The following is a 16,219-nucleotide window of genomic DNA, read 5'->3' as shown; positions in this document are numbered from 1 at the left end:
GGTACCGGCGCGGGCACGGCGCCGCCGTGCCCCTACGATTCGACCTCAATGGTCTCACGTTCGCTGGCGGCTGCCACGCGCGCGGCGCGTTCGCGCAGCCGCAGACCGCCGCCAATCGCCCCGGCTGCCGCCAGCGCCAGCAACCATGCCGGCAACGACTCGCCACCGGTACGCGGCAATGCGGCTGGCGTTTCAGCCGGTGCAGGCGCCGGAACCGCCGCGCCCGGCAGCGTGCCGTCCTGCACGATGCGCCCTTCGACCTGCGGGCTGACCGGCGAACGCGCCTGCAGGTATTCCACCAGTACATCGGCGTCGAGGAACCCGGTGTCCACCTTGTTCGTTCCCTGTTGCAGTACGCTGTAGCCGTCGCCGCCGCCAGCGATGAAATTGTTCACCACCACGCGGTACGTGGCGTTGGGGTCGAGCGCCACAAAGCCGCCTTTGCCGTCGGCGACCTGGATGCCGGTGACGCGGCTCCTGGCTGGCGCCGAGGCGTTCCAGCTATAGCGCATGCCGCCAACCTGCGGGAAGCGCCCGGCAACCTGTTCCACCTGGCTGACGCCATTTTCGAGCGCCTCCTTGACCTGCGCGCCGGTGAGGGTCAGGAGCACGAGCGTATTGCCGAACGGCATGACTTCCAGCACCTGACCAAGCGTGACGCGCCCTTCGGGAATGCTGGTGCGGATGCCGCCGCCATTCGCAATTGCCAGTTGTGCACCGGCTGGCGCCGTTTTTGCCAGCATCGCGTCGGCAATCAGGTTGCCCAGGTTTGTTTCCCTGGCGCGTACATCAGCGCGGGCGCCGTTCAGCGCAACGCGCGTCTCGCCAACCGGCGTGGCGCGCAGTTGATCCAGGGGACCCTTAAAGGTTCGGATGCGGTTCTCGAAACCGCCATCTGGAGTGATGGATGGCAGCACTTCGGTAGGACGCCCAGCAACCACGCGCGTAATGTCGCCATTGGCGTCGAAGCCGATCGTCAGGTCGCCGAGCCAGCGCCCCCATTCCCAGTCGTGTGCCAGGATCACCGGTTTGCCGGAAGGTGAGGCGATGACTTCGGGATAGGGGCGATCAGGCGTCTGGGGATTGACCATCGGACCCATGGGCGTATGGCTGTGCCCGCCGATGATGACCGAGATGCCGTCCACGCGACGCGCCAATTCACGGTCCGCCTGGACGCCGACGTGGGTGAGCGCGATGATCTTGTTAACCCCGTCGCGGCGCAGCGACTCAACCCCCAGACGCACGGCATCGATATAGTTGGTGAACCTTACGCCAGGACCGGGGTTGCTGAGCACCGGCGTGTCTTCGGTCGTGACGCCAATGATCCCGATCGGCTGACCGCCGACCCAGATGACGACCCACGGCTTGATCAGCCCGAACAACGGTGATGAGCGTTCAGTCTGAATGTTGGCGCTGAGCAACGGGAAGGTCGCACCACGCGCAAAATCCGCCAGAGGCGCCTGCCCGATGTCGAATTCGTGATTGCCGATTGCTACTGCGTCGTACTTGAGTGCGTTGTAGAATTCCAGGTCTGCCAGTCCGCGATACTGATTGAAGTAGAGCGTGCCCTGAAACACATCGCCGGCGTCGAGCAACAACTGGTTGCCGCCTTCGTTCCGAATCGCATCGATCAGCGTCTTGCGCCGCGAGACGCCGCCGTGAACGGGATTGTTGCCGCTGAACACCGGCTCGATACGCGCATGGTGGTCGTTGGTATGCACAATGCGCAGGGTGTAGACTTCCGGGCCGGCGCCGTGCACCGTCAGCGCTGTCGCCAGATAGGCGATCGTTCCCGATCCAACCGCCATCGTCTTCACGAACGTGCGTCGCGAGATCGTGGGCATCGACATGTCCTTTCTCCTCTGGCTCTTCTCGACTTAAACCGCTTGCAGCGGACAAGAAAATGGGGCGCGAGTACTATACCATATTTCGTGCTCATTCTTTGCACGCTGGACTGCTGATATGGCATATATGTCGGCTGCTGGTTTGCTGAAGGCACTATGCATACGCAAGCCGGCGCCGGATCACCGGTTGTGTCAACGGCGCGGGTTATGCGGTTGCCTCATAGACGAGCCGCGTAACGGACTTTTTGCCTTGGGCGGATCGGCGTTTGTCTTCTTTTGTGGGGGTGGTGATTCGAGCGTGACGAATCACGCTGCACATGCGGCAACTTTTTCGAACCAGCCTGCCGTGGCGGGTAGAGTTCCAGAATCAAAAAGGCTCACTTCGGTGAGCCTTTTTGCCGCCGCAATTGGCGGGCCCGACGGGATTCGAACCCGCGCTCTGAGCCTTGACAGGGCTCCATGTTAACCGCTACACCACGGGCCCGTATGTTTTGGTGACCCCAGCGGGATTCGAACCCGCGATCTCCACCTTGAGAGGGTGGCGTCCTAGGCCGCTAGACGATGGGGCCTGTTCTTTCCGCTGGCCCGAACTCCCTGCGGCCCCAGCATTCGCTATTATACCAGCATCTACCGAACAATGCAAGTTGACATGGTTCTGCCAGGGGCATATACTGCTCGCTGGCGTCGAACCTGTTGGAAGCGAGCGGAGCGGATATGCCGATGCGCATTGCGGAAGTGATCGAAGCAACGAGCACGGAATTCACGGCAGGCGCTTACGAGTTGCTGAAGGCGCCGCCGTTTGGCGCCCTGGTGCGCGCCCAGGCGCGCGATGAATCAACGGCGATCTACGGTCTGGTGTACGACATCCGCACCGGTAGCCACGACATCGGCGCGCGCGCGGTGGTGCGCGGGCGGACGTATGCCGGGCGCGAGGTGTATGATGCCGCGATCTATCACGAGCATCCCGATTTGGCGGAAGTATTGCAGACCGAGTTTTCCGCCGTAATTGTCGGCTTCGTGGAACGCGGCGAGATCCGTCAATTTCTGCCGCCGCAACCGCCGCCGGTGCACTACAGCGTCTACGAGTGTGATGCCGATGAGGTGGCGCGCTTCAATCAGGCGACCGATTATTTCCGCACGGTGCTGTTTATGCCGCAGATCCCCGGTGACGAGGCGCTGGCGGCGGCGCTGCGCCTGGCAGCCCGCACGTTTCCCGATGAGCGTGCATTTCTGGTGCGAGCCGGGCGCGAGATCGCTGCGCTCCTCAACGATGACTACGACCGCCTGACGGCGATCCTGCGTCGGCTCCGTCCCTGACGACGCTTTATACCTGTGGAACCTGGATGCAGACGGATCAAGACGGATTCGCGCTGAGCCGGGTAGTGAAGGCATTGCCTTCGCCTGCCCAACGATCTTTTCCGGGCAGGCTCTTGTAGAACGATCACGTGGAGCGGCGGAGGTTGGCTGAGCCAGTCGAAGCCAACCTCCGAAGTCGCTCCACACCGTCGAACGTGCGTCAGCGATGCGCGGCGGAGGTTGGCTGAGCCGGTCGAAGCCAGCGTCCGCCGCACGACGGTCAACACGGACCATTATTGTGCAACATCTGGCTGATCGCTCTATTATAAGGTAATGATCCCCTGGCGCGCGCCGCGATTGACCGCTTCGGTGCGGCTCGAAACGCCGAGTTTGGCGAAGAGCGACGACAGGTGGAACTTGACGGTGTGTTCGCTGATCTGCAATTTCTGGGCGATCTGTTTGTTCGATAGCCCCTGGCTCACCAGTTCGAGCACATCGCGTTCACGTGCTGTGAGAGGTTCGCCAACAGGCTCCTCAACCGGCTCTGGACGATGGTGGACCAGGCGTGATGCCAGTTCCGGCGCCAGGACGATCAGCCCCTGTTCGACGGCGTGAAGCGCCGCTGCCAGTTCTGCGGCGCTGACATCGTGTGTCAGCATGCCCCACGCAGTCAACGGCAGGCGACGCACAACGTCCGCCTGCCGTGCGTCGTCGGTCAGGAGCAGCGCTGCGTAGCGCGGCTCTTCCCCCAATACCTGATCGGCATTGGTCAGCACGCTCTCATCCGCCGCCATGATGACATCGGTCGCAGCAGGAATGCCTGCCGAATCGGCGATCGACCCGATAGCGCCGACGATCTCGACATTCGCTTCAGCAAGCAGTACGCGCAACCCGGCGCGCAGCGCTGGCGTGGGAGCGACAATCAGGACGTGTATCATTGTTCCTGCACTGCCCTGTTCAGGGGCGCGTCGATCACGCGAATATCGCCGGCGCGCAGTAATTGGAGGCGAACTGTCGCGCTCACTGCGCGCTGGAGTGCGACACGCAGGTCTTCCGGTCGTTCCAGGGATACCGCGTCAGCATGGAGCAGCAGGTCGCCAACCATCACTCCTGCCTGTTCCGCCGGACTGCCAGGCTCAATGTTGACCACGAGCAGTCCGTGAATGCGCCCGTTCAACAATCCTGCCGGCACAGGCGCCGGCTGCACCCCGACGCCGAGGCGGACACGCCGCCCCTGCGCGCGGTTCAGCCACTGTTCGACGATGTGACTGGCAATCGCCACCGAGAGATCGCCGCCAAGGACCATGGCGTTAATCCCGATGACCTTGCCGCGTGCGTCGAGCAGCGGTCCCCCTGAGTTGCCCGGCGCCAGCCGCACATCGGACCGGATGAAGTCGATCCGTTGGCCGCTGCGCGTCTCTGCTGCGCCCAGCCCACTGACAATGCCGGCGGTCACAACCCACGGCTGCCCCCACGGATGCCCGATCGCGAAGACGAGTTCGCCCACACGCAGTTTTGTCGAGTCGCCGACGCCGACGTGCGGCAGATCGTCGGCGGGAACGCGCAACACCGCCAGATCGAGGTCCTGATTGCGCGCCGTCACCGTCACCGGCAGGTCGCGCCCGTCGAGCGTCTGCGCGCGCAACACGCCGCCCGCTCCGGCGATCACGTGATCGTTAGTGAGCACAACGCCGCCAGGCTGCCAGACCACTCCTGTTCCGCTGCCGCTGTTTGCGCCGTGCAGATGCACGACGCTCCGCCGGGTGCGTTCGGCGAGATCGGCGAACCCGGCAGTGACAGGTGAATGATAAAACACCTGGGTCATCATCTATGCACTCTTACGTTGTCCAATCGTCACCGATAGGGTGACCAGCGTATCGCCGCGAATGACTTCCGCCGGAACCGTTGCGCCGACGCGGTCGCCGCTCAACATCGCCTGGAGGTCGTCAGTGTCGTTCAGCGCCACGCCATCGAGACTGACGAGAATATCACCGATCAGGAGACCAGCGTGAGCCGCCGGGCTATCCGGCTCGACGCGCACGATCAGCAAGCCGCGTTCCTGGTTGCGTCCGGCGCGTTGCCCCTGCGGAATCGTGACCGGCTGGCTGCTGATGCCGAGGAAGCCGCGTCGGATGTGCCCCTGGTGCGCCAGGGTGTGTGCAATGCGCCACGCAAGCGGCGCCGGAACTGCCAGCGCGACGCCGCCGATCAGTCCGGTGGTGAATAGCCCCAACACTGCGCCTGTGACGTCAATCAGAGCGCCGCCGGAGAAGCCAGGGTAGGGAGTGGCATCGGTCTGAATGACTTGCTCGACCATGCCGCGGCGGGTGCGCAACGGTCCGCCGACGGCGCTGACGACTCCCAGGCTTGCCATTGGTCCGCCTGGAGAGGGACGACCAACCGCGAGCACGAACTGTCCGACGCGCGCAGGCGCATCAGCCTGGGCAGCGGTGTCGCCGCCAAGTCCATCGATGCGCAGGAGCGCCAGGTCGCTCGTGCGGTCCCGTCCAACCAGACGCGCCGCCAGGGTGCGGCCATCGTCGGTCTGGATCGTCAGATCGTCATCGCGTTCGAGCACGTGGTCTGCCGTCAATACTTCGTCGGTTGCGACGATGATGCCGCTTGCCGACTGGCGTTGTCTGCCGTTGACCGTGACCAGTGAACGGCGAATGCGTTCAACGGCGTCTGCCATCTGGTTCGAGAGGGCGCTGATCAGGTCGGCGCCGGAAGATGAGGTCATGGGTTTCTCCTTGTTGGAATTGTGTCTTGAGCACAAACTGGAGCCAGCGCAGGGATTCCTGCGCTACCAGGCGGCGTTTGCCAGCGTATCGTGGTTCCGCCATGGTGTTGCCCGGGTGAATCATACAGGCGGATACGCAACCTGGCATCACCAGAATGCGTGGGATGACTCCTGGAAGAATGGGCAGGCGCCGGACTGCCCTATAATGCAGCGACGTTGTTGCAGAGACAGACAAAGGAGACCGGTATGGCGTTCTTCGACCTCTCGTTCGATGAGTTGCAGCAGTATCGTCCGCCGCGCGAGGAGCCGCCCGATTTCGATGCATTCTGGCGGGCGACGCTCGATGAAGCGCGCACCTATCCGCTTGATGCGCGTTTTGAGCCATACGACGCCGGGCTGGCGACGGTCGAAACCTTCGATGTCACCTTTCGCGGTTACGGCGGCCAGCCAATCAAGGGATGGCTGTTGCTGCCGCGCCACCGTTCCGGCCCGCTGCCCTGCGTCGTGGAGTACATCGGCTATGGCGGCGGGCGCGGTTTTCCGACGGACTGGCTCCTCTGGAGCGCTGCCGGGTATGCGCATCTGGTGATGGATACGCGCGGGCAGGGGAGCGCATGGCTCAAGGGCGACACGCCCGATCCTGAGCCGGAAGGGTCGAATCCGCACCACCCTGGCTTTATGACTCGTGGGATTGCCAGCCCGCACACCTACTACTATCGCCGGGTCTTTACCGACGCCGTGCGCGCAGTCGAAGCAGCGCGCGCGCATCCTGCCGTCGATGCTGCGCGCGTTGCGGTGACCGGCGGCAGCCAGGGGGGCGGGATCGCAATCGCGGTCGCCGGTCTGGTGCACGACGTCCACGCGGCTATGCCGGACGTGCCATTTCTCTGTCACTACCGCCGCGCTACCGAGATCAGCGACGCCAACCCCTACTTCGAGATTGCGCGCTACTGCAAAGTGCACCGCGACCGGGTCGAATCGGTGTTCCAGACGTTAAGCTACTTCGATGGAGTCAATTTCGCCGCACGCGCCCAGGCGACAGCCCTCTTCTCAGCAGGTCTGATGGACGATGTCTGTCCGCCATCAACGGTCTACGCCGCCTACAATCATTACGCCGGTCCGAAGGAGATCCGCGTCTACCGCTACAACCAGCACGAAGGCGGCGGCACGTTCCAGAATCAGGAGAAGATCCGGTTTTTGCGAGAGGTGATGGTCGCATGTTGAACGCAGGCATATTATAGGGGCGGGTCGGCGCCCCGCCCGCGCGCCAACGTCGGGGCGGGTCTGTGACCCGTCCACGGGCGCCCCGCCCGCGCGCCGGTGTGCTGAGCGGAAAGGTTGAAGGCGGATGGTGAAGACAGGCGATCTAACCCTTAATTAATCCCTAACCGCTGGTTCTCAGTTCTCGGTTCTCAGTTCTCAGTTCTCGGTTCTCAGTTCTCGGTTCTCAGTTCTCAGTTCTCGGTTCTCAGTTCTCAGTTCTCGGTTCTCAGTTCTCAGTTCTCAGTTCTCGGCACGTGGAAACGCCACCGCCTCGCCCTGCACCCGGACAGTGACCCGCGCGCCAGGAGCGATATCGACTCGCGGACCGGTGCGCGCCTGAATGAGCGTTCCATCGCACATGCGAATGCCGATCAACTGGTCGTGCCCGAAGAAGACAATCTCTTCGATCAGCCCGCAACCGGCGGCGTCCGGGCAAAGATCGAGCGCTTCGGGGCGCACCATCACCTCCACTGCTCCATCGCGCGGAGTGACAAGCGGCACCCTGCCGAGCACACATTCGGCGCAGCGGCCGGAGGCGCGCGCCGGAACGAAGTTCGCATCGCCGACAAACGTGGCGACAGCGCGGGTTGCTGGACGCAGGTAGATCTCGTGCGGTGCGCCAATCTGCTCAATGACGCCCTCGCGCATGACCGCAACAATGTCGGCGATGCTGAACGCCTCTTCCTGATCGTGCGTCACGAAGACCGCAGTGGCGCCCGATTGCCGCAGAATGCGCCGCATTTCTTCGCGCGTCGCCTTGCGCAGCACGGCGTCGAGGTTCGAGAACGGCTCGTCGAGCAGAATGACCTGCGGATCGGGCGCAAGCGCGCGCGCCAGCGCCACGCGCTGCTGCTGCCCGCCCGATAGTTGATGCGGATACCGATCGGCCAGATCGGCGAGACCCGTCAGCCCCAGCAGTTCGTTCACACGCGCCACGCGCTCCCGCGTGGAACGTCCATTGAGACCAAATGCCACATTCTCGCGCACCGTCAGGTGGGGAAACAGCGCATAATCCTGAAAGACCATCCCTACGCGCCGCCGCTCTGGCGGAATCCACGCACCGCCGCCTGCGACTCGCTCGCCTGCCAGCACGATCTCGCCGGTGTCTGGCGTTTCGAGACCAGCGATCAGGCGGAGGGTGGTGGTCTTGCCGCACCCGCTTGGTCCGAGCAGCGCCAGCAACGCGCCGCGCGGCGCCTGCAACGATACATGGTCAACGGCAGGCGTGTCGCGCTGAAACCACTTACTGACGGCGCGCAATTCGATGGCGTGTTCTAATGCACTCATACTGAATGGTAGCGTACCCTTATTTTCGCACTTTGTCAAGGAGAAATTGTTTAAAATGCAGACGAGACACGAAAGCCGAGTTCCGCCAGTGCGCGCCGCGCCTCTGCCGCTTCATCCCAGGGCATCGGCGTTGTGCCGTAGATAATGCTCCCTTCGTGCCCTTTGCCCAGGAGCAGCACGATGTCGCCAGGGCGAGCGCGCGCAAAGGCAGCGCGAATGGCAAGGGCGCGATCCGGGATGCAGAGGCAGGTCTCGCCGATGCGTTTACCGGCGGCTGCCGCGCCAGCCGCGATATCGGCGATGATCGCCTCACGGTCCTCCAGCCGTGGGTCCTCGTCGGTCAGCACCACGAGGTCGCAGAAACGCCCGGCAATTTCGCCCTGCAACGGGCGTTTGGCGCGGTCGCGTTCTCCGGCGCTGCCGAAGACGGCAATAAGTTGCCCGGCGGTCAGGGGACGCACAATGCGCATCAATTTCTCGAATGCTCCGGGGGTGTGGGCATAGTCGACCAGCACAGTGAACGGTTGCCCCGCCTCGATCCGTTCCATGCGTCCACGCACGCCGGGTACACGTTCGAGCGCTGAAAGGCTCGCATCGAGCGGCACGCCTTCGGCGCACGCAACAGTCAGCGCCGCCAGCGCATTCCAGACGTTAAAATCGCCGGTGAGTCGCAGACGTGCGTCGGCAGCGCCCCACGGCGTCGTCACCCGAAAACGCAGCCCGTCACGCGTTGAGCAGACCGCTTCCGCCCGCACGTCAGCATCGGCGTGCACCGCATAGGTCAATCGTTCGGCATATGCTGGAGCGGCGTCGAGGAACATGCGGTGATGGGGATCGTCGGCGTTCGCCACGGCGATCTTGCGCTGCTTATGGGGCGCATCGGCGTCGCGGAACTCCGCCAGCATCTCGAACAGGCGCGCCTTGTCGCGGCGGTACTGCTCGACTGTGCCGTGAAAATCCAGGTGCTCCTGGGTGACATTCGTCAGCACGGCAATGTCGAAGGCGCAGCCGGCGAGTCGGTTCCAGCGCGCCGAGAGCGCATGCGATGTCGCCTCGATCACCGCATACGAGCAGCCAGCATCGACCATGGTGCGCAGCAGCGCCTGCACCTCCGGCGCTTCTGGCGTGCTCTGGCGCGAATCGTTCGCCCACATGCGCCCGGCGATTTTGAAATCCACTGTGCCCATCAGCCCGGTGAGCGCGCCGCCTGCCTCGAGCGCCACGCTGGTCAGAAACGTGGTCGTCGTCTTTCCGTCGGTGCCGGTCACGCCGACAACGCGCATCCGGCGTCCCGGGCAACCGTAGAACGCTGCTGCGAGCGGTGCGAGGGCAACGCGCGCATTCGGCGTGCGCAACGATGGAACCGGGATGCGGTCGTCCCACGCCGGGTCTTCGTAGACAACGGCTGCCGCACCGCGTTCGATTGCCTGCGGAATGTAGGTGTGACCATCGGTGTGGAAGCCGCGGTAGGCGACGAACAGCGCACCAGGCGTAACCGCGCGCGAGTCGTAGACGATGGCGGTGATATGCGGGTTCGCGCGCGGCAGATGCTCAGAAGCGCCGATGGTTCGCAGAAGGTCGTGTAGCTGCATAGTGCCGCTCTAGGTGCAATACCTTTCAAATAACAGAAGTGACGCGGTCACCTCACGGATGAGCCGTATGACGGCTCTTTTTGCCTTCGGCAGAGCGGTCCTTATCTTCTTTTGTGGTGCGGTGCGGCGGCAAAGCCGCCACACCGCAACCTTGCTTGATCGGGAGCGTCACGCTGTCGCAGGCTCTGCAGGGCTAAAAAACGCGCCACCGTGTAAGTCCTGCTAAATAAGGAAGACGGGCCATCATCGACGGAGTTCAGGTGCGGCATCTTTGTGCCTTTGCGCCTTTGTGCGAGCTTATTTGAAAGGTATTGGCTCTAAGCATTTTCGCTTCACCGATGCGATGGAACGCACCGCACAATCCGCACCAATCCGTCGTCATCCGTGCGCATCCGTGTCTCATCGCCATAACGGCTGCGCACGGCAGTATAGAGGGGATGGGCGCGCCTGTCAATCCGGCGATGGAACTTTTTCGTGCGCTTAATACAATGTTTACACAAGTATCACTGAACCTTGATGTTTTCCGCCTATACTCTGCTGGTGTGCTGGATGCCATCATTGCATTCTGGTGCGTTATCGCGGGTAGCCCTCGTCTGATGACGCGCCATTGCTCCGCCATGCAGCGCACGTTGCAGATGTTCCCTGAATGACAAGGAGAGAAGAGAGTGAGTACGGAAACCAGAGACTGGCGCCGATCGCGCCGGGCTTTTCTGCGTGCAGCGGTTGGCGCGGGCGCAGGCGCCATTCTTGCCGCCTGCGGTCAGGCAGCCCCATCAGCCCCATCAGCCCCAACCGCGCCGGCGGCAACCACTGCACCCGCCGCCGAAGCAACTGCTCCTGCCCAACTCCCGTCGCCACCCGCCGCCGGTCCACTGACCGCTGCGGACGCCGGCGGCATGGAGAAGTTGATCGAACTGGCGCGCGCAGAAGGGAATCTGTCCACCATCGCCCTGCCGGACGATTGGGCGAACTATGGCGAGATGAAGCAGAAGTTCCTCGAGAAATATCCCTTCATCAAGCACGAAGACCTCAATCCCGACGCCAGTTCGGCGCAGGAGATCGAGGCAATCAAAGCCAACGCCGGCAGCAAAGGTCCGCAGGCCCCCGATGTAATCGACGTCGGGTTCACCTGGGGCGACATTGCGAAGAAAGATGGCCTCCTTCAGCCCTACAAGGTCGAGAAGTGGGACGAGATTCCTGCTTCGCTGAAAGACCCGGAAGGGTTCTGGTACGCCGATTACTACGGCGTCATGGCGTTCGAGGTGAATACCCAGGTGGTCAGCAACATCCCGCAGGACTGGTCGGATCTGCTGAAGCCGGAGTACAAGGGGCAGGTGGCGCTGGCAGGCGACCCGACCGGTTCCGGGCAGGCGATCAATGCCGTGTGGGCTGCGGCGCTTGGCAATGGCGGCTCGCTCGATAATCCGATGCCGGGGCTGGAGTTCTTCAAGCAGTTGAACGAGGCAGGCAATCTGCTGCCGGTGGTCGCCAAACCCGCGACAATTGCCAAAGGCGAAACGCCAATTGCGCTGCGCTGGGATTATAATGCTCTGGGAAACCGCGACCAGAACGCAGGCAACATTGACATCGCAGTGGTTGTGCCAAAGAGCGGCTCGCTGGCCGGCGTCTACGTTCAGGCAATCAGCGCCTACTCGCCGCGCCCGCATGCCGCCCGTCTCTGGATGGAGTTTCTCTACTCCGATGAGGGTCAGTTGATCTGGCTGAAAGGATACGCAACGCCGGCGCGGTTCGAGGCGATGCGTAAAGCAGGGCTGATCCCACAGGATCTGCTCGATAAACTGCCGAAGACCGATGCCCCGGTCGGCTTCCCGACCGGAAGCCAGATCAATGCCGCCTTCGACATGATCAAGAGCCAGTGGCCCACTGTCGTCGGCGCGACGGTGCAATAGCAGGCATCCATCCTCAGGATGTTTGAACCCTTGGTAGCATCATGAGGTGATCTGTGGCGCCATTGACCCAAACGCAAGCGAGTCAACCGGTTGTTCGACGCCGCGCCATCTCGTGGACGTGGCTGGGGGTGGCGCCATTCTTCCTGTTTGTGGCGGCGTTTCTGATCTGGCCTACGCTATCGATCATTGCGCAGAGTTTCCTCGATCAGGAGCGCCGCCCGACGCTGCGCAACATTCTGGAGTTGGGGCGCCCGTTTATTGTTTCGTCGTATGTGTACAGCCTGCAACTCAGCGCAGTGACTGCGATTGGCGGCGGGCTGCTCGGCGGGTTGCTGGCGTATGCGATCACAACCGGCGGATTGCCGCGACCGCTGCGTAATGCGGTGCTCAGTTTCTCCGGCGTGGCGTCGAACTTCGCCGGCGTGCCGCTGGCATTCGCCTTCATCGCAACGCTTGGTCAACTCGGGGTTGTCACCCAGTGGTTGCGTTCGGTCGGGATCAATCTGTACCCTGCCTTCAGCCTCTATAGTTTTTGGGGGTTGAGCGTCGTCTATATTTACTTTCAGATTCCGCTGATGGTGCTGATTATGGCGCCGGCGTTCGAGGGCATGCGGCGCGAATGGCGTGAAGCCGCCGAGAGCCTGGGAGCAACCTCCTGGCACTACTGGCGCTTCATCGGGCTGCCGATCCTGCTGCCCTCGCTCCTCGGCACAATGGTGCTGCTCTTCGGGAATGCGTTTGGTGCGCATGCGACTGCGTTTCAGTTGACCGGCGGCGGCAGTCAGGGCAATGTGGTTACTATTCTGATCGGCGCACAGATCAGCAGTGATGCGTTCGCCAACCCCGGTCTCGGCAATGCGCTCGCATTGGGCATGATCGTCATCATGGGCTTCTGTATCGGTCTGTACACCTGGCTCCAGCGCCTCTCGGCGCGCTGGCTGCGCTCGTAATGCTATGCTGAAGCGGTTCTGGCCCTGGTTCTGGTTTCTGGTCGGCGCGGTATACTTCCTCGTGCCGCTCTATGCAACGTTCGACTTCTCGTTGCGCGCCCGACGCGGCGAATTGAGTTTCGCGGCGTATGCGAATGTGCTCAACGACATCAGGTTCGTCGAGAGTTTCTGGTTCTCGCTCCAGACGGCGCTGGCAACCATTGCGATCAGTGCGCTGGTGATCGTGCCGACAGCGTACTGGGTGCAACTGCGCCTGCCACGCCTGCGCCCGGTCATCGAGTTCTTCACACTGCTGCCGTTCGTCGTTCCGGCGGTCGTGCTGGTCTTCAGCCTGGCGCGCACCTACAGCCGCACGCCGCTCACCGACAGCCGCGAAGGGTTGTGGGTGTTGCTGGTCGGCTCGTATGTCATCCTGTCGTTCCCGTACATGTACCGGGCGGTGGACACCGGGTTGCGCTCGATCAACATTCACGACCTGACTGAAGCGGCGCAGAGCCTGGGGGCGGGATGGTTCACGATTCTGACGCGAGTCATCTTTCCGAATGTGTACGTTGCGCTGTTGAGCGGCGCGTTCATCACCTTCGCCATCGTGATGGGCGAGTTTACGATTGCCGCGTTGCTCGCGCAACCGGCGTTCGGTCCGTACATGAACCTGCTTGCCAGCAGCAGGGTGTATGAACCGTCGGCGCTGGCGATCATCAGTTTTGTGCTGACGTGGGCGGCGATTGCTGCCATTCAGTGGATTGGCCAGGGTTCGCAGGCGCGCGTGGCAGGACCGCGCTGATCAGGGGGGCGTATGGCGTTTCTCGAAATTGCCGGTGTGCGCAAGAGTTTTGGCACTGCTGTCGCGGTCGAGAACTTCGATCTGGCGGTTGAGCGCGGCGAATTCGTCTCGTTCCTGGGACCGTCGGGGTGCGGAAAAACCACGACGCTGCGCGTGGTCGCCGGGTTTGAGAAACCAACTGCCGGGCGGATCGTCATCGATGGCGTCGATGTGACTGACACGCCCCCCAACCGGCGCAATATCGGCATGGTGTTCCAGTCGTATGCGCTCTTCCCGAACATGACCGTCGCTGAGAATATCGGGTTCGGATTGAAGATCGCGCGCCGTCCGGCGGACGAGATCCGCGCGCGTGTCGAGGAACTCCTGCGGATCATTCACATGCCGGAGTTTGGGCGGCGCTACCCGTACCAGCTGTCTGGCGGCCAGCAGCAACGTGTCGCGCTGGCGCGCGCACTCGCTATTCAACCGAAACTGCTGCTGCTCGATGAACCGCTCTCGGCGCTCGACGCCAAGATCCGCGCGTCGCTGCGCCAGGAAATCCGCGAAATCCAGCGACAGCTCGGCATCACGACGATTTACGTCACCCACGACCAGGAAGAGGCGATGGCGCTCTCCGACCGGATTGTGGTGATGAGTCGCGGGCGAGTCGAACAGATCGGCACGCCCTTTGAGGTTTACAACTTCCCGACGACCCGCTTCGTCGCCTCATTCGTCGGGACGCTCAATCTGCTCCAGGCGACGGTTGTCGACTCCGCCATTGGACTCCTGACCATCGAAGGGCAGCCGATCCGCGTCGCGTCCTCGCTCCTGTCGCATCGTTCCGGCGATGCCGTCAGTCTTGCCATTCGCCCAGAACTGATCACGCTCGATGGACAGATGAACACCGAGGTCAACCGTCTGAGCGGCACGGTCGAAGACGTGACCTTTCTCGGCTCGATCGTGCGCGTCCGCGTGCATCTCTCTGCGAACAAACTGCACTTCGATCTCTTCAACAACCCACAGTTGCGCCCGCCGCAGCCGGGGTCGTCGATTACCGTCCAATTCGCCCCCGAAGCCTGCCTGGTCCTGGGAGAAGAAGCTGCATCCGCTCACCCCATATCGGCAAGCGCGGCGCAGGCGGCGTGATAGCCGCACATGCCGTGCACCCCCGGTCCTGGCGGCGTCGAAGCCGAGCAGAGATAGATGCCGCGCGCCGGGGTGCGGTAGGGTGTGAGACTGAGGGTTGGTCTGGTAATCAGTTGCCGCCAGTCGGGCAACCCGCCGCTGATGTCGCCGCCGATCAGATTAGGATTCCAGGCTTCCATATCGGCACAGTTCATGGCGCGCCGCGCCAGGATGCGATTGCGGAAACCCGGCGCGAAACGCTCGATCTGCGCTTCAACGGCAGCCGTCATATCGACCGTCGAACCGTGCGGCGCGTGGCAGTACGCCCAGGCAATATGTTTCCCCGGCGGCGCGCGGGTCGGATCAAACAGCGTCGGCTGCGCCAGAAGGACGTAGGGGCGCGCAGCGTGTTCGCCGCGATGCGGCGCCCGCTCCGAATCGGCAATCTCCTCCAGCGTCCCGCCGAGGTGCACCGTCGCTGCGCGCGCACATGCCGGGTTCGTCCATGGAACCGGTTCTTCGAGCGCATAATCGAGTTTGAACACCCCCGGTCCGGGACGGAAGCGCGCCAGTCGCCGGCGGTATCCGGCAGGCAGGCGATCACCGGCAATCTGGATCAACTGGCGGGGCGATGTGTCGAACAGGTACGCGCCGGCGTTCGGCAACTCGTCGATATGTCGCACCGTCCATCCGGTGCGTATCTCACCTCCTTCGGCGCGCAAGCAGGCTTCCAGCGCATTCGCAATCGCCTGTGCGCCGCCCTGTGGAATGGGCCAGCCGACGGCATGCCCGAGCGCGCCGAGCACAAGCGCCGGCGCCGATGTCAACGGCGCCTCCAGTGGCAGCAGCGAGTGCGCGCCAAGCCCGGCGAACAATGCCGGCGCCGCATCGTCGCGGAAGAATGCGCGTGCCAGTCGCGCGACCGGCAGCAGCGCCAGCGCGCCAAAATATGCTCCGGCGAGCGGATGCTGTGGCAAGCGCAGCGGATTCAGCACCAGCGGTTGAATGCGGTCCCACAGGCGCACCAGTGGCGCCATCAATCGCTCGTAGGCAATCCCATCACGACCAAGCCCGGATGCGGTCGTGCGGACCGACCGTTCCAGCAGCGCGACGCGGTTGCCATCGAGCGGATGCGCCACCGGTGCAGGCGGCTGAATCCAGCGCAGACCGAAACGTTCCAGTTTCAGCGCGCGGAACACCGGCGATGCGACCCCGAACGGATGCACTGCCGAACCGAGATCGTGAATAAAGCCGGGCAGCGTCATCTCACCTGACGAGACGCCGCCGCCGACCGTGTCGCGCGCCTCGATGAGCAACACCCGCCATCCGGCGCGCGCCAGCACACATGCCGCCGTCAGCCCGTTGGGACCGGCGCCAATGATGATTGCATCGTAAGCGGGCATACAGTCTCCTGGCAGGATGTCGATGTTCCAACGATGAGCGAAGTCG

The 16,219-nt window shown here is 63.1% G+C and carries 13 protein-coding genes and 2 tRNA genes; 6 read left to right on the top strand and 9 right to left on the bottom strand.

Annotated elements, in window-relative coordinates:
• Positions 1 to 32: 32 nt before the first annotated feature.
• The 3 genes from AC3EA7_RS17655 to AC3EA7_RS17645 all read right to left on the bottom strand — a co-directional run bounded on the left by AC3EA7_RS17655 (position 33) and on the right by AC3EA7_RS17645 (position 2,413).
• Positions 33 to 1,844, bottom strand: a complete 1,812-nt coding sequence (locus AC3EA7_RS17655) for a bifunctional metallophosphatase/5'-nucleotidase (RefSeq protein WP_488615384.1) — start codon at positions 1,842 to 1,844, stop codon at positions 33 to 35.
• Between the two features lie 408 nt (positions 1,845 to 2,252).
• Positions 2,253 to 2,328 (bottom strand) — tRNA-Asp (locus AC3EA7_RS17650).
• An 8-nt stretch (positions 2,329 to 2,336) separates the two neighbouring features.
• A tRNA-Glu gene (locus tag AC3EA7_RS17645) sits at positions 2,337 to 2,413 on the bottom strand.
• 145 nt (positions 2,414 to 2,558) lie between these two features.
• On the opposite strand from AC3EA7_RS17645, the gene AC3EA7_RS17640 reads away from it, so the two are divergent.
• Entirely contained in the window at positions 2,559 to 3,161 is a 603-nt protein-coding gene (locus AC3EA7_RS17640) for an HAS-barrel domain-containing protein (protein WP_488615383.1), read from the top strand.
• A 302-nt stretch (positions 3,162 to 3,463) separates the two neighbouring features.
• On the opposite strand, the gene AC3EA7_RS17635 is transcribed toward AC3EA7_RS17640, so the two are convergent.
• Genes AC3EA7_RS17635 through AC3EA7_RS17625 form a run of 3 tightly spaced genes read right to left on the bottom strand, consistent with a single transcriptional unit; the run spans position 3,464 to position 5,880 of the window.
• Positions 3,464 to 4,078, bottom strand: coding sequence for a helix-turn-helix transcriptional regulator (locus AC3EA7_RS17635; RefSeq protein WP_488615382.1), 615 nt, complete (start codon positions 4,076 to 4,078; stop codon positions 3,464 to 3,466).
• Complete coding sequence (locus AC3EA7_RS17630; protein ID WP_488615381.1) at positions 4,075 to 4,968, bottom strand: S1C family serine protease; 894 nt, start codon at positions 4,966 to 4,968, stop codon at positions 4,075 to 4,077. Before AC3EA7_RS17630 ends, AC3EA7_RS17635 begins: the two co-directional genes overlap by 4 nt.
• Positions 4,969 to 5,880 carry a S1C family serine protease gene (locus AC3EA7_RS17625; RefSeq protein ID WP_488615380.1) on the bottom strand — a complete coding sequence of 304 codons (912 nt, stop codon included), beginning with the start codon at positions 5,878 to 5,880 and terminating at the stop codon, positions 4,969 to 4,971.
• Positions 5,881 to 6,126: 246 nt separating this feature from the next.
• On the opposite strand from AC3EA7_RS17625, the gene AC3EA7_RS17620 reads away from it, so the two are divergent.
• Positions 6,127 to 7,104, top strand: a complete 978-nt coding sequence (locus AC3EA7_RS17620) for an acetylxylan esterase (protein WP_488615379.1) — start codon at positions 6,127 to 6,129, stop codon at positions 7,102 to 7,104.
• Positions 7,105 to 7,383: 279 nt separating this feature from the next.
• On the opposite strand, the gene AC3EA7_RS17615 is transcribed toward AC3EA7_RS17620, so the two are convergent.
• On the bottom strand, positions 7,384 to 8,430 hold the full coding sequence (locus AC3EA7_RS17615) for an ABC transporter ATP-binding protein (protein ID WP_488615378.1): 1,047 nt from the start codon (positions 8,428 to 8,430) through the stop codon (positions 7,384 to 7,386).
• A gap of 50 nt (positions 8,431 to 8,480) precedes the next feature.
• Positions 8,481 to 10,022, bottom strand: a complete 1,542-nt coding sequence (locus AC3EA7_RS17610; protein WP_488615377.1) for a UDP-N-acetylmuramoyl-L-alanyl-D-glutamate--2,6-diaminopimelate ligase — start codon at positions 10,020 to 10,022, stop codon at positions 8,481 to 8,483.
• Between the two features lie 665 nt (positions 10,023 to 10,687).
• Here AC3EA7_RS17610 and AC3EA7_RS17605 point away from each other — a divergent pair.
• Genes AC3EA7_RS17605 through AC3EA7_RS17590 form a run of 4 tightly spaced genes read left to right on the top strand, consistent with a single transcriptional unit; the run spans position 10,688 to position 14,791 of the window.
• The gene (locus AC3EA7_RS17605) at positions 10,688 to 11,932 is read left to right on the top strand and encodes an ABC transporter substrate-binding protein (RefSeq protein WP_488615376.1); all 1,245 of its coding nucleotides are present in this window, start codon (positions 10,688 to 10,690) and stop codon (positions 11,930 to 11,932) included.
• A gap of 53 nt (positions 11,933 to 11,985) precedes the next feature.
• The gene (locus AC3EA7_RS17600; RefSeq protein WP_488615375.1) at positions 11,986 to 12,882 is read left to right on the top strand and encodes an ABC transporter permease; all 897 of its coding nucleotides are present in this window, start codon (positions 11,986 to 11,988) and stop codon (positions 12,880 to 12,882) included.
• Positions 12,883 to 12,886: 4 nt separating this feature from the next.
• The gene (locus tag AC3EA7_RS17595; RefSeq protein WP_488615374.1) at positions 12,887 to 13,666 is read left to right on the top strand and encodes an ABC transporter permease; all 780 of its coding nucleotides are present in this window, start codon (positions 12,887 to 12,889) and stop codon (positions 13,664 to 13,666) included.
• Between the two features lie 12 nt (positions 13,667 to 13,678).
• Positions 13,679 to 14,791, top strand: coding sequence for an ABC transporter ATP-binding protein (locus tag AC3EA7_RS17590; protein WP_488615373.1), 1,113 nt, complete (start codon positions 13,679 to 13,681; stop codon positions 14,789 to 14,791).
• Here AC3EA7_RS17590 and AC3EA7_RS17585 read toward each other — a convergent pair.
• Entirely contained in the window at positions 14,755 to 16,173 is a 1,419-nt protein-coding gene (locus AC3EA7_RS17585; RefSeq protein ID WP_488615372.1) for a phytoene desaturase family protein, read from the bottom strand. The genes AC3EA7_RS17590 and AC3EA7_RS17585 overlap by 37 nt on opposite strands.
• Positions 16,174 to 16,219 lie beyond the last annotated feature (46 nt).

The organism is Roseiflexus sp. (assembly GCF_057785375.1).
This window is presented reverse-complemented; position numbering and strand designations above follow the sequence as displayed.

What these genes read in the sequence shown, in the direction of transcription:
- AC3EA7_RS17655 (WP_488615384.1), bottom strand. Translation starts at nt 1,844, where the DNA reads ATGCCCACGATCTCGCGACGCACGTTCGTGAAGACGATGGCGGTTGGA.
- AC3EA7_RS17640 (WP_488615383.1), top strand. Translation starts at nt 2,559, where the DNA reads ATGCCGATGCGCATTGCGGAAGTGATCGAAGCAACGAGCACGGAATTC.
- AC3EA7_RS17635 (WP_488615382.1), bottom strand. Translation starts at nt 4,078, where the DNA reads ATGATACACGTCCTGATTGTCGCTCCCACGCCAGCGCTGCGCGCCGGG.
- AC3EA7_RS17630 (WP_488615381.1), bottom strand. Translation starts at nt 4,968, where the DNA reads ATGATGACCCAGGTGTTTTATCATTCACCTGTCACTGCCGGGTTCGCC.
- AC3EA7_RS17625 (WP_488615380.1), bottom strand. Translation starts at nt 5,880, where the DNA reads ATGACCTCATCTTCCGGCGCCGACCTGATCAGCGCCCTCTCGAACCAG.
- AC3EA7_RS17620 (WP_488615379.1), top strand. Translation starts at nt 6,127, where the DNA reads ATGGCGTTCTTCGACCTCTCGTTCGATGAGTTGCAGCAGTATCGTCCG.
- AC3EA7_RS17615 (WP_488615378.1), bottom strand. Translation starts at nt 8,430, where the DNA reads ATGAGTGCATTAGAACACGCCATCGAATTGCGCGCCGTCAGTAAGTGG.
- AC3EA7_RS17610 (WP_488615377.1), bottom strand. Translation starts at nt 10,022, where the DNA reads ATGCAGCTACACGACCTTCTGCGAACCATCGGCGCTTCTGAGCATCTG.
- AC3EA7_RS17595 (WP_488615374.1), top strand. Translation starts at nt 12,887, where the DNA reads ATGCTGAAGCGGTTCTGGCCCTGGTTCTGGTTTCTGGTCGGCGCGGTA.
- AC3EA7_RS17590 (WP_488615373.1), top strand. Translation starts at nt 13,679, where the DNA reads ATGGCGTTTCTCGAAATTGCCGGTGTGCGCAAGAGTTTTGGCACTGCT.
- AC3EA7_RS17585 (WP_488615372.1), bottom strand. Translation starts at nt 16,173, where the DNA reads ATGCCCGCTTACGATGCAATCATCATTGGCGCCGGTCCCAACGGGCTG.